Origin of the sequence: Pseudonocardia thermophila (genome assembly GCF_900142365.1) — a bacterium.
GTDB lineage: Bacteria > Actinomycetota > Actinomycetes > Mycobacteriales > Pseudonocardiaceae > Pseudonocardia > Pseudonocardia thermophila.
Map to the genome: position 1 here is coordinate 70,402 of NZ_FRAP01000027.1, position 12,288 is coordinate 82,689.

General features: G+C 73.1%; 13 protein-coding genes. 5 read left to right on the top strand and 8 right to left on the bottom strand.

Features of this window, described 5'->3' with window-relative positions; genetic code table 11:
* Nucleotides 1-159: 159 nt before the first annotated feature.
* Nucleotides 160-1,167 carry a PA containing protein gene (locus tag BUE41_RS27345; protein WP_073460218.1) on the bottom strand — a complete coding sequence of 336 codons (1,008 nt, stop codon included), beginning with the start codon at nt 1,165-1,167 and terminating at the stop codon, nt 160-162.
* A 173-nt stretch (nt 1,168-1,340) separates the two neighbouring features.
* On the opposite strand from BUE41_RS27345, the gene BUE41_RS27350 reads away from it, so the two are divergent.
* The 3 genes from BUE41_RS27350 (at nt 1,341) to BUE41_RS27360 (ending at nt 4,428) form a co-directional block, all read left to right on the top strand.
* Entirely contained in the window at nt 1,341-2,429 is a 1,089-nt protein-coding gene (locus tag BUE41_RS27350) for an adenosine deaminase (protein ID WP_073460219.1), read from the top strand.
* Between the two features lie 176 nt (nt 2,430-2,605).
* Entirely contained in the window at nt 2,606-3,772 is a 1,167-nt protein-coding gene (locus BUE41_RS27355; protein WP_073460220.1) for a sensor histidine kinase, read from the top strand.
* A complete protein-coding gene (locus tag BUE41_RS27360) occupies nt 3,769-4,428 on the top strand; it encodes a response regulator transcription factor (protein ID WP_073460221.1) in 660 nt (219 codons plus the stop codon). The genes BUE41_RS27355 and BUE41_RS27360 overlap by 4 nt, the downstream gene beginning before the upstream one ends.
* Nucleotides 4,429-4,456: 28 nt before the next feature.
* On the opposite strand, the gene BUE41_RS27365 is transcribed toward BUE41_RS27360, so the two are convergent.
* Genes BUE41_RS27365 through BUE41_RS27375 form a run of 3 tightly spaced genes read right to left on the bottom strand, consistent with a single transcriptional unit; the run spans nt 4,457 to nt 7,197 of the window.
* The gene (locus BUE41_RS27365) at nt 4,457-5,698 is read right to left on the bottom strand and encodes a primosomal protein (RefSeq protein WP_073460222.1); all 1,242 of its coding nucleotides are present in this window, start codon (nt 5,696-5,698) and stop codon (nt 4,457-4,459) included.
* A 25-nt stretch (nt 5,699-5,723) separates the two neighbouring features.
* Nucleotides 5,724-6,602, bottom strand: coding sequence for an aldehyde dehydrogenase family protein (locus BUE41_RS27370; protein ID WP_073460223.1), 879 nt, complete (start codon nt 6,600-6,602; stop codon nt 5,724-5,726).
* 10 nt (nt 6,603-6,612) lie between these two features.
* Nucleotides 6,613-7,197, bottom strand: coding sequence for a TetR/AcrR family transcriptional regulator (locus tag BUE41_RS27375; RefSeq protein WP_327194789.1), 585 nt, complete (start codon nt 7,195-7,197; stop codon nt 6,613-6,615).
* 122 nt (nt 7,198-7,319) lie between these two features.
* Between BUE41_RS27375 and BUE41_RS27380 the strand changes: the two genes are divergently transcribed.
* A complete protein-coding gene (locus BUE41_RS27380; RefSeq protein ID WP_159444976.1) occupies nt 7,320-7,727 on the top strand; it encodes a nuclear transport factor 2 family protein in 408 nt (135 codons plus the stop codon).
* 84 nt (nt 7,728-7,811) lie between these two features.
* On the opposite strand, the gene BUE41_RS27385 is transcribed toward BUE41_RS27380, so the two are convergent.
* The 4 genes from BUE41_RS27385 to BUE41_RS27400 form a co-directional block, all read right to left on the bottom strand.
* Complete coding sequence (locus BUE41_RS27385) at nt 7,812-9,239, bottom strand: aldehyde dehydrogenase family protein (protein ID WP_073460226.1); 1,428 nt, start codon at nt 9,237-9,239, stop codon at nt 7,812-7,814.
* On the bottom strand, nt 9,239-10,162 hold the full coding sequence (deoC, locus tag BUE41_RS27390; protein ID WP_143172395.1) for a deoxyribose-phosphate aldolase: 924 nt from the start codon (nt 10,160-10,162) through the stop codon (nt 9,239-9,241). Before deoC ends, BUE41_RS27385 begins: the two co-directional genes overlap by 1 nt.
* A 129-nt stretch (nt 10,163-10,291) precedes the next feature.
* Nucleotides 10,292-10,528: a hypothetical protein gene (locus BUE41_RS27395; protein ID WP_073460228.1), complete on the bottom strand. Its 237-nt coding sequence runs from the start codon at nt 10,526-10,528 to the stop codon at nt 10,292-10,294.
* Nucleotides 10,529-10,831: 303 nt separating this feature from the next.
* Nucleotides 10,832-11,152 (bottom strand): aromatic-ring hydroxylase C-terminal domain-containing protein, encoded by a 321-nt coding sequence (locus BUE41_RS27400; RefSeq protein WP_073460229.1) that lies wholly within the window; start codon nt 11,150-11,152, stop codon nt 10,832-10,834.
* Between the two features lie 136 nt (nt 11,153-11,288).
* Between BUE41_RS27400 and BUE41_RS27405 the strand changes: the two genes are divergently transcribed.
* Nucleotides 11,289-12,197: a haloalkane dehalogenase gene (locus BUE41_RS27405; protein ID WP_073460230.1), complete on the top strand. Its 909-nt coding sequence runs from the start codon at nt 11,289-11,291 to the stop codon at nt 12,195-12,197.
* The last annotated feature ends 91 nt before the right edge of the window (nt 12,198-12,288 follow it).

Genomic DNA, 12,288 nt, shown 5'->3' on the forward strand with positions numbered 1-12,288 from the left:
TGGACGATCGAGCTGAAACGCCGAGCCCAGAACGACCGAGCCCAGAACGACCGAGCCCAGAACGACCGAGCCCAGAACGACCGAGCCCAGAACGACCGAGGCCGGAACGACCGAGGGCCGGAACCCCGATCGGGGTTCCGGCCCTCGCACCGCGGTGGATCAGACGTCCGGGTCGTCGGTGATCGTGTCGGCGGCGCTGGCGCCGTTGGCGCTCTTCACCGTGACCTTGCGCGATCGCCGCGCAGCCGGACGGGGCGGCGGCGGGGGCTGCTGCACCGAGGTGCCGCGGCCCAGGATCAGCTCCGCGAACGTGGCCATGGCCTCGTCGAGCTGGGTGGCGGTGCGCCGTTCGCTCTCCTGGTTGGCCCGCGTGACCAGCGCGTTCACCGCGGCGGTGTCGGGGCGGGCGCTGAGCGAGGAATCGATGCCGCCGAGCCGGCTGTCGAGCTCCTTCTCCAGGTCGTCGAGCCGGTCGGCCAACGACTCGATCTTCGCGGTGATCGCGTCCAGCGAGGCCGTCGGGTCGACGGCGGGCCGGGCAGCCAGGTCCTCCAGGCGACGGTGCAGCCCCACCGAGGTGTCGCCGAGCAGGTTGCGCAGGCCCTCGCCGGTCTCGTCGACGGAGGCGACCGTGGCGGCCAGCTGCTCGCGCACCTGGCGCTCGGTCTGCTCGAGGCGTTCCTTGATGGGCGTGCCGACCGACGTGGGCATCGCGTCGAGGCGCATCTCGTGCCGGTCGAGCCGGTTGTCGAGGTCGTCGAGGCGCTTGTGCAGTCCGCCGAGCCGGTCGTCGAGCCCGTCCATGCGGCCGGAGATGCCCTCCATCCGGCCGGTCATACCGTCGAGTCGGCCGTCGAGCTGGGCGAACGACTTCGCCAGCTTGTCTGGCAGCGCTTCGATCGCGCGCGCGATCGCGGCGATCGCCTGCTCCTGGGCGTCGAGTTTCGCGACGGTCTCGTCCAGGCGCTCGGCGAGGACGCTGACCTCGGTGCGGTCCGGCAGCTCGGACAGCCGCTTCCGCATCGTGCCGAGGGCGTCCAGTGCCGCGAGGCGAGCATGGATCTCGTCGAGCGAGTCGAAGATCTGCTGCTGTTCGCTGTCGCGGATCTCGGCGGCGCGCAGCAGCATGCCGCGCATGCGATCGAAGGAGACCGAGTCGTTGCTCATGGGCGGGGGAGCTTCCTCTGAGCCGGGGGTTGCACCAGTCGTGCGACACAGAGCGTATCGAGCACCGCAGAGCGTTTGCACCCACCCCTGTTCAGGTGATGATTACTCCGATCGGAGCACGCCCGATCGGCCTGTCCGCCGTGCGCGCGCGTGATGTCCTACCGTGGCGATCCATGGCTGTTCCGCTGACCACGGACGCGATCCGTGATGCGCCGAAGGTACTCCTCCACGATCACCTGGATGGCGGCCTCCGGCCCGCGACCGTGATCGAACTCGCGGACCAGTACGGTTACACAGCGCTACCGACGCATGACGCTATCGAGCTGGGTGCCTGGTTCCGCGCCGCCGCACGTTCGGGATCGCTGGAGCGCTACCTCGAGACGTTCGGTCACACGGTCGGTGTGATGCAGCACACGGACGCGCTGGTCCGGGTAGCTGCCGAGTGCGCCGAGGACCTCGCCGACGACGGCGTCGTCTACGCCGAGGTGCGGTTCGCCCCCGAGCTGCACACCGAGCAGGGCCTCGCGCTCGACGAGGTCGTCGAGGCGGTGCTGGAGGGCTTCCGGCAGGGCAGCGCGCGAGCCCGGGAGCGCGGTCGGCGCATCCGCATCGGCTGCCTGCTGACGGCCATGCGGCACGCCGCCCGCTCACTGGAGATCGCCCAGCTCGCCGTGCGCTACCGCGACGTCGGCGTCGTCGGGTTCGACATCGCCGGCGCGGAGGCCGGGTTCCCGCCCACCCGCCACCTCGACGCGTTCGAGTACATGCGCCAGCAGAACGCGCACTTCACGATCCACGCGGGCGAGGCGTTCGGCCTGCCGTCGATCTGGGAGGCGCTGCAGTGGTGCGGCGCCGACCGGCTCGGCCACGGCGTGCGCATCGTCGACGACATCACCGTCGACGACGACGGCAACGCGCGGCTGGGCCGGCTCGCCGCCTACGTCCGCGACACGCGCATCCCGCTGGAGATGTGCCCGACGTCCAACGTCGACACCGGGGCGGCGAAGTCGATCGCCGAGCACCCCATCGGCCTGCTGGCCGAGCTGCGGTTCCGGGTCACGGTCAACACCGACAACCGGCTCATGTCCGGGGTCTCGATGACCAGCGAGTTCGCCACCCTCGCCGAGACGTTCGGGTACGGCTGGTCGGATCTCGCGTGGTTCACGGTGAACGCGATGAAGTCGGCGTTCATCGGGTTCGACGAGCGGCTGGCGCTGATCAACGACGTGATCAAGCCGGGGTACGCGGCGCTGCAGGCGTGAGGCGCCCCGGGTGATCGTCGCAGGAGAGCCGCAGCGCTGATCGCGCCCATCTCCTCCGTCGCCGAGCGCGGGCTCGCGCTGCCCCACGGCCGCACCGAGCCCTCCGCCGAAAGTAGGTGGCCCTCCCCACCGTCGAGCGTGTCCGGCCTGCGCCGACCGGCAGTACGGTTCGACCCGTGCAGCGCTGGCGACACATCGCGGGATGGGCCCTCGTGGTGGCGTTCGTCGGCTTCTTCGTGGTTGTGGACGTGCTGGGTTACGTCCTGGGCTCCCGCACGACGGGCGCGTGGGGCCCGGCCGCTGGGCTGGTCGTGCGGCTCGTGCTGCACTGCTCACTGCTGCTCGTCGGGCGGTTCCCGTTCGCCGTGGCGGGGGTGATGGCCGCCGGCACGGCTGCGGTCCAGCTGAGCCAGCTCGTCGCGCCCGGGCTGCTCGTGCCCGCGCCCGCGCTCACCGGCGACCCGATGATCATCGGCACCTCGGCCGCAGCCGTCTACACGCTCTGGGCGCGGTTCCCGCGGCGGCGCGCGACCTGGGTGCTCACGGCGCTGCTGGCGCTGCTGGCGACCCGGCCGTGGCAGCCGACGTGGGAGACCGTGCCGCTCGGCCTGCTCACCACGTTCGGTCCGGCGTTGCTCGCCCGCTACTTCACCGCGCGCGCCGAGCTGCTGGCGAACCTGCGGGAGAGGGCCGAACGCGCAGAGGAGGAGGGTCGGGCTCAGGAGCGGGCCCGGCTCGCCGCCGAGATGCACGACGTCGTCACGCACCGGGTGAGCCTGATGGTGCTGCAGGCCGGTGCCCTGGAGGTCACCGCGACCGATCCGGCTACCCGCACCGCCGCCGCCGCGATCCGCGAGGCCGGCCGGCAGGCCCTCGACGAGCTGCGCGAGATCGTCGGCGTGTTCGGCGGGCAGCGCGAGGGTGCCTCGCCCGCGGTCGGGCCGGCCGCGCCCGCCGCAGACCTGGCCGAGCTGGTGGAGGCGTCGGTGGCGGCCGGGGTCCCGGTCCGGCTGCACCGCAGCGGCGACGACGCGCACGTGCCCGTCTCGGTCGCCCGCACCGCGCACCGCGTCGTCCAGGAGGCGCTGACGAACGTGCACAAGCACGCCCCGGGAGGAGAGGTCTGCGTGGACGTCCGCTACACCCAGGACGTGGTGACGGTGCTGGTGGAGAACAGCCCGCCCACCGCGCCGGTCGATCCCGCGCTGGCCGCGTCCGGCTCCGGTCGCGGCCTGCACGGCCTGCGTGAGCGGGTCGAGCTGCTGGGCGGCCGGTTGCAGGCCGGACCGCGGTCCGACGGCGGGTTCCGGGTGCAGGCGCGGTTGCCGGTGGTGCCGGCATGAGCCCGGTCAAGGTGCTGGTCGTCGACGACGAGCCGATGGTCTGCGCCCACCTGACGACGATCCTCGGCGCCGCCGACGACATCGAGGTGGTCGCCTCCGCGGCCGACGGCGCGGAGGCCGTGGAGGCGGTGCTGCGCTTCCGGCCCGACGTCGTGCTGATGGACCTGCGGATGCCCGGCGTCGACGGGATCACCGCGACCTCGCGGATCACCGCCGAGCCGGATGCGCCGCCGGTGGTGGCGCTGACGACGTTCGACGGCGACGAGCACGTCCACCGCGCCCTGCGCGCCGGGGCGGCGGGCTACCTGCTGAAGTCGACGCCGCCCGACGAGCTGGTGGGCCTGGTGCGGGTGGCGGCCCAGGGCCACACGGTGCTGTCGCGCTCCGCGGCGCAGAAGCTGGTGGGGCGCTCGGCGGCGCAGGCATCGGCGCGGCGGCGGGCAGCTGCGCGGCTGGCCCCGCTCACCGGGCGGGAGCGCGACGTCGCGGCGCTGCTCGCCGAGGGCTGCTCGAACGCCGAGGTGGCGCGGCGGCTGCACCTCACCGAGGCCACGGTGAAGGGCTACGTGTCGAGCGCGCTGGAGAAGGTGGGGGCGAGCAACCGCACCCAGCTGGGGCTGCTCGCCCGGGAGGCGGGGCTGCTCGCGCAGCAGTGATCAGCAGCAGTGATCAGCGCAGCAGTGATCAGTGCGGGCGCAGCCGCGCCAGCAGGTCGTCGGTGAGCTCGCGGAACCGGCGGGCCTCCGCGGTGAACGGCGGGCTCGGCGCCAGGCGCGTGGGGTCGGGTTTGACCAGGAACGACACCAGCCAGCCGAGCGGCTCCGACTCGCGCAGCGCCTCGCGCGCCGTGTCGTCACCGACCCAGTCGCCGACGTCGGTCAAGAGCTCGCAGGCCAGCTCCAGCTGCGTGGCGTCGATGTCGAGGGTGCCCGCCGCGATGTCGGACGCCAGCCCGACCAGCGAGTACGTGTTCATCTCCTCGACGATCACCTCGAGATCGCCCGCCGTCGCCTTCTCGACGATCTCCGGCCAGGTCGACGCCGCGTTGAGCGCGTGCGTGTCGTCGGCCTCGTCGGCGATCCAGCGGATCATCGCGCGGGCGCTGGGGAAGACGTCGATCTTCCCGTCGCTGCCGAGGAACACCGCCTTGTCGTCGATGTAGCAGCGCAGCGACAGGTAGTCGGCCGACTCGGTGATGATGCGGATCGGGTCGATGCCGACCTCCTCCCAGAACGTCGGTCCCTGCTCCTCGTCGGGCGCCGGGCCCTCCTCGTCGACGACGGTGTCGTCGGCCGCGGTGACCGGGTCGGCGTCGGCGGCCACCTCGACCTGCTGGGCGGCCAGCTCCTTCTCAGCGGCGGCCAGCGCCGCGGCGTCCACCTCGGGAGTGCGCACCAGCGCGTCGAGCGCGTCGACGACCTCGTCCCACCGGCTCGCCACGACGTCGACCAGCTGCGCCCACAGCCGCCCCCCCTCGCGCCCGGCGAACGGCAGCGTGCCCTGGTGCAGCAGCTCGAACGCGGGGGCGGCGCGCAGCACCTCGTGGACGGCGTCCAGCTCGCACACGTCCGCGATCGAGCGGAGCATGTCGGTGATCTCGGCCAGCTCGCCGATCGTCCACGTGTCGGGGTCCTCGGCGACCACCTCGGGTACGCCGATGATGTCGTAGCTGCGCGTGTCGTCCGGGATCAGCTCCTCGACGCCCAGCTGCGGGACGACCGACCACGACGGGTGGTCGATCAGGTCGTGCTCGGCGGCCGTGCGCACGAACGCGGCCAGCTGCGTGACCTCGGGGAAGGCGAAGAGATTGTCCTCGTCGCCGAGGAACGCCTCCCACTCCTCGCCGTCCTCGCGCCACCGAGGGGCCCACAGCGTGATGAAGTCGCCCTCGGTCAGGGACAGCTGGATGGGGACGATGTCGGCCACGGCCGACCAGCGTAGTGGGCCCCGGTCAGCGGCCGACCGGGTGCCAGACCGTCTTGATCTCGCAGTACGTGCGCAGCCGGGCGAGCGACGGCGGCGCGGTCGGATCCGGTTCCACGGGCGGGCGGGGCAGGACCCGCTTCACCGTCGCGGCGGCGGCCTCCTCCAGCGCCCGCGCGGCCTCTCCCGGGGCGCCGACCAGGTCGAGCGCGGCGACGTCCTCGTGCGCGGCGAGCCACGGCCCGATCTCGGCGGCGCTGCCGGTGAGCAGGTTCGCCACTCCCGCCGGCACGTCCGACGTGGCGAGCACCTCGGCCAGCCCGATCGCTGGCAGCGGTCGCTGCCGCGACGCGACCACCACCGCGGTGCACCCGGCGGCGAGCACCGGCGCGAGCACGTCCACCAGCCCCAAGAGCGCCGACTCCTGCGGCGCCAGCACGGCCACCACCCCGGTGGGCTCGGTGGTGGAGAAGTTGACGAACGGGCCGGCCACGTCGTTCACCGACCCGAGCACGGTCGAGAGCTTGTCGGTCCAGCCCGCGTACCAGACCCAGCGATCGATCGCGGTGTCCACGAGCGTCGCGGCCCGTCGCCGGCTCACGCCCTCCGCGGAGACGACGTCGTCGGTGAACTGGTCGTGGCGGGCCTGCATCATCTCGGCGACCCGGTAGAGCACCTGCCCGCGGTTGTAGCCGGTGGCGCCCGCCCAGCCCGGCCTGGCGGTCAGCGCGGCCGCGACGGCGTCCCGGGCGTCCTTGCGGGAGGCGAGGGCCGCGTGCGCGAGCAGCGCCCCCTTCGCGCTCCGGACGGGGTAGCTGCGGCCCGACTCGGAACGGGGGAACGCGCCACCGATGTAGAGCTTGTAGGTCTTGGCGACCGGCACACGGGCCTCGGTGGGGGTGCTCACCCGGGCGAGGCTACCGCGGCGACGCCGGTGCGGACCCGGATCCGCGCTGCGCCGGGCGCAGTCCGTCGACCAGCAGTCGCGAGACCCGGGCCTGCAGCTCCGGGTCGTGGGCGGTCTGCTCCGCGGTCCGGGCGATCCCGACCATCAGTGCCATCAGCTCGTCACCGCCGACGTCGGGCCGCACGGCGCCGGCCTGCTGGGCCGCGCGCAGCAGCTGCTCCGCGGCTGCTCGCAACCGGGCCTTGGCCGGGGCGGCGGCCGCCGTGGCGTCGACGCCCGCGGCGGCGAGCGCCTCGGAGAGCGTCTGCCTACTGCGGGCCTGCGCGACGACCGCGTCGAGCAGCGCGAAGAACGCCCGACCCGGGTCGGCGGCCGCGGTCAGCTGCTCCGCGCGGTCCGCCAGTTCCGCGACCCTGGCCACGAGCACCGCTTCGAGCAGCTGCTCCTTCGTCGGGAAGTGCCGGAACACCGTGCCGATCCCCACGCCCGCCCGGCGGGCCACCTCCTCGGTGGACGCTTCGGTGCCCAGCTCGGCGAAGACCTCCTCGGCGGCGGCGAGCAGCCGCTCCCGGTTGCGGCGCGCGTCGGCCCGCACGGCGACCTCCCGTTGACAAGCGGAGTATGGACTCCGATTATTCGGAGTCATGACTCCGATTCTAGCTCTGCGAGACGTTCTGCACCGGCTCGTCGACGGTGTGGTGAATCGGCGCTGACGAGTTGCCCGAGCTGTACGCGCCCGACGCCGTCGTGATCCATCCGCTCGGACCGGTCCCGCCGCTGCGCGGGCGCGAGGCGCTGCGCGCCCACTTCGCCGCAGCCGACGCGCTTCCGCTCCGCATGCGGGCCGAGGAGGTCGCCGTGCACGAGACCGCCGATCCGGAGGTGGTGATCGGGGAGTTCCGCTACGTCGGCCGCAACACCGCGACCGGGCGGGACTTCGTCGCGCACAACGTGTTCGTGGTCCGGGTGCGCGACGGCCTCATCGTCGAGTCCCGCGACTACGTCGACCACCTCGGGCTCGCGATCGCAGGCGACCGCGCGGATCAGCTCGTCGCAGCCCGGGTCGGCGCCCTGACGCCCGACGTCCACACCGCAGCGCCCCGGCCGGAGATCCCCCGCGGGTGATCCGCACCGTCTCGCCCACGCCGTCGAACGCCGCGGGCGAGGACGAGGCGCGGACGTACGGGAGCCGATCGTTGCCGGGCCGCCTCACACCGCGAGGTACGCCTCCAGCCCCGCGCGCCCGCCTTCCCGGCCGAACCCGGACTGCCGGTACCCGCCGAACGGGCTGGCCGGGTCGAAGCGGTTGAACGTGTTCGCCCACACCACGCCGGCGCGCAGCCGCTGCGCCGTCCAGAGCGCCTTCGAGCCCTTCTCCGTCCACACCCCCGCCGACAGCCCGTACGGGGTGTTGTTCGCCTTCGCGACGGCTTCCTCGGGCGTGCGGAAGGTGAGCACCGACAGCACCGGGCCGAAGATCTCCTCGCGGGCGATCCGCATCGTCTGCTCCACGCCCTCGAACACTGTGGGCGGGAAGAACAGGCCGCGCTCGGGCAGCGGGCAGGAGCTGGTCCAGCGCCGCGCCCCCTCCTCGTCGCCGGCCGCGGCGAGATCCACGATGCGGTCCAGCTGGGCGCGGGAGTTGATCGCCCCGACATCGGTGTTCTTGTCCAGCGGATCGCCCACCCGCAGCGTCTCGACGCGGGCGTGCAGCAGTTCGAGGAACTCCTCGGCGATCGACTCCTGCACGAGCAGTCGCGACCCGGCGCAGCAGACGTGGCCCTGGTTGAAGAAGATGCCGTCCACGACGCCGTCGACGGCCTGGTCGATCGCCGCGTCCGCGTAGACGATGTTGGCCGCCTTGCCGCCCAGCTCCAGGGTGAGCCGCCGGCCGGTGCCGGCCAGCCGCCGCTGGATCTGGACACCCACCTCGGTGGACCCGGTGAACGCCACCTTGTCGACGGCCGCCCCGACCACCGCCGCGCCGACGTCGCCCGCGCCGGGCAGCACGTTCACCACGCCCGGCGGCAGCCCGGCCTCCGCGGCGATCTCGGCGAGGACGAGCGCGGTGAGCGGGGTGGTCTCGGCCGGCTTGAGCACGATCGTGTTGCCGCACGCGAGCGCGGGCCCCACCTTCCAGGCCGCCATGAGCAGTGGGAAGTTCCACGGGATCACCGCGCCGACCACCCCGACCGGCTTCGGTGCCGGTCCCAGCCCCGCGTACTCCAGCTTGTCGGCCCAGCCGGCGTGGTGGAACAGGTGCGCCGCCGCGGTCGGGACGTCGACGTCGCGGGACTCGCGGATCGGCTTGCCGTTGTCGAGGGTCTCCAGCACGGCGAGCTCGCGGGAGCGCTCGGCGACGATCCGCGCGATGCGGAAGAGGTACTTGGCGCGCTCGGCGCCCGGCATCCGGCCCCACACCTCGTCGTGGGCGCGGCGCGCCGCCGCGACGGCCCGGTCGACGTCCTCCTGCGCCGCCGTGCCGACCTCGGCCAGCACCTCCTCGGTGGCCGGGTTGATCGTCTTGAGCGGCTCCCCGCCGCCGTCGACGAACTCGCCGTCGATGAAGGGGCGGTAGGTGGGCTCGAGGTTCGCGATCGCCGCGTTCTCCGGCGCGGGGGAGTAGGTCCAGTCCATCACGCCCGCCCGATGTGGTCGGCGCTGGTGTAGTGGCCGGTCAGCTGAGTGCGCCGCTGCCGCAGCAGGTCGCCCAGCAGGGCTGACGCCCCGAACCGGAACAGATCGGGGGTGAGCCAGTCCGGCCCGGCGACCTCGTTGACGGCCACCAGGTGCCGGATCGCGTCCTTGGCCGAGCGGATGCCGCCCGCCGCCTTGACGCCGCGGTGTTCCCCGGTGAGCCGGTGCCAGTCGCGCACCGCCTGCAGCATCACCTGCACGACCGGCAGCGTGGCCGCCGGGCTGATCTTGCCGGTGGACGTCTTGATCACGTCGGCGCCGGCCAGCAGCGCGAGCCACGAAGCGCGCCGCACGTCGTCGTAGCCGGCCAGCTCGCCGGTCTCGAGGATCACCTTGAGGTGCGCGTCCCCGCAGACCTCCTTGATGGCGACGATCTCCTCGTACACCTGGGCGTAGCGGCCGGACAGGAAAGCGCCGCGGTCGATCACCATGTCGATCTCGGTCGCGCCGGCCTCGACGGCCAACCGGGTGTCGGCGATCTTGACGTCGAGCGAGGAGCGACCCGAGGGGAACGCCGTGGCCACGGCGGCGACCCCGACGCCGCTGCCGGCCAGTCGCTCGGCCGCGAAACCGGCCAGGTCGGGGTACACGCAGACCGCCGCGACCGACGGCGCGTCGGGGTACTCGGGATCGGGCCTGCGGGCCTGCGCGCAGAGCGCCGCCACCTTGCCGCGGGTGTCGGCGCCCTCCAGCGTGGTGAGGTCGATCATCGAGATCGCCAGGTCGATCGCCCGGCGTTTGCTCTCGGCCTTGATACTGCGCGTGGCCAGCACGGCCGAGCGGCGCTCGAGGCCCACCTGGTCGACACCGGGCAGGCCGTGGAGGAACCGCCGCAGGGATCGATCATCGGTGCCGACCTGCACCGCTCCGCCCCGCCTCGACGGTGAGGCGTCGGCGGTCGGCCGCGGAGCGGGAACGGTGCTCGTCACGGGGAGCGAGTCTAGGGCCGTACGGGCGGTCTCGCGGGGGTCGATCCCGCCCGATCACTCGGTTCAGGCCGAGTTGTGCAGCCGGACCACTCCGACGGTGACGTCCTCGAGCCCGCCGCGGTCGAAGTCGCGGCGCAGCTGGTCGGCTTTGATCGTGGCGGTGAGCCCGTCGAAGGGCCCGTGTGCGTCGATCTCGCCGGTCTGCGGGTCGACCGCGAGAACGACGTATCCGTCGCATTGCGTGAGCTTCTCCGCCGCGGCGACGAGCGTCGCCTCGTCAGACGTCGAGTTCTCCGGCACCGGATCACCTCCTTGGTCATGTAGTACAGCGTCGGCGGGCCCTCGGATGTCACAGGGTTTGAGCCACACCACCCGTTCGGGTCAGGGTGAAAGAGGCGAGCGGTCACCAGCCGTGCTCAACGCCGGACGGTGTGTGCAGAGGTGATGCTAACGTGCGAGTTCCGTGCACGTTCTTGCACGCTTCGTGATCATCTGCCGGACGCCGCGACGGCCCGGGCAGAGTCCCTCCTGAGGTCCACCCGGCCCGTCCGGAACAGCTCCTGGGCGCGACGGGAGCAGGCCGATCCCGGTTGCGCTACGTGATCATCTGCGGTGGCTCGCTCGCCCCGTCACGACCTCGACGACGCGGCGGGCCGTGCCGGCGTCGACCGCGTCCCCTCGCCAGGCCACGTAGCCATCCGGTCGGACGAGCACCAGCCGGCGCTCGTAGGCCTCCCGCAGCCGATCCGCCGCAGCACCGGACGTGAACGCCTCCACCCGCAGTGGTGCGCCGGCCTCGGCGGCGGCCTCCGCGAGCGGACCGGGCGTTGCTTCCTCCCCGATGGCGAGCAGCGGGTAGGCCCGCCCGAACGGGTCGAGCGTCGACACCGCGTTCTCCGCGCGGGAGTAGGTCCAGTCCCTCACGCCGCCCGATGTGGTCGGCGCTGGCGTAGTGGCCGGGCAGCGCACACGGCCCGAGGGGTCGGCTGACCAGGAGGGCGGAGGCGTTGATCGACTTCTGTCGTCGACGCGCGAGTCCGTCGTGAGCCAGGATCGGGCCATGCGCATCCTCCGCACCCCCGACGAGCGCTTCGCCGGCATCGCCGACTTCCCCCACCCGCCGCACTACGCCGACGTCCCCGACCCCGACGGCGGCAGCCTGCGCATGGCGTGGGTCGAGGCCGGGCCGGCGGACGGGCCGCCGGTGCTCCTGCTGCACGGCGAGCCCACGTGGTCCTACCTGTACCGGCGGATGCTGCCGGTCCTGGCCGGGACGGGGCTGCGGGCGATCGCGCCCGATCTCGTCGGGTTCGGCCGCTCCGACAAGCCGGCCGAGCCGGCCGACCACAGCTACGCTCGGCACGTCGAGTGGGTGCGCGCGCTGGCCTTCGACGTGCTCGACCTGCGCGACGTCACGCTCGTCGGGCAGGACTGGGGCGGGCTGATCGGGCTGCGGCTGGTGGCCGAGCATCCGCAGCGGTTCCGCGCGTGCGTCGCCGCCAACACCGGGCTGCCGACCGGTGACCGGGACATGCCGGAGGTGTGGTGGCGGTTCCGGCGCACCGTGGAGAAGGCGGAGGTGCTCGACGTCGCCCGGCTCGTGCGGTCGGGCTGCCGGATGCCGCTGGGCCCGGCCGCGCACGCCGCCTACGACGCCCCGTTCCCCGACGAGTCGTTCAAGGCCGGGCCCCGCGTGATGCCCACGCTGGTCCCCACCCGGCCGGACGATCCGGCGACCCCGGCCAACCGCGCCGCGTGGGAGGTGCTGCGCACCCTCGATCTGCCGCTGCTCTGCGCGTTCAGCGACGGCGATCCGATCACCGCGCCGATGCTGCCGCTGCTGCGCGAGCTGCCGGGTGCCGCAGGGCGGGAGCACCCGACGATCGCGGGCGCGGGACACTTCCTCCAGGAGGACGCCGGTCCTCAGCTCGCGGCGGAGATCGTGCGGTTCATCGCGTCGGTGCGCTAGATGTACTGACCCGGGAGGTTGTTGACAGTTAGGCGGCGAGTCGGGTGGCTGGGGGTCGGCCACCGAGAGCGGAGTGGGCGCGTCGAGTGTT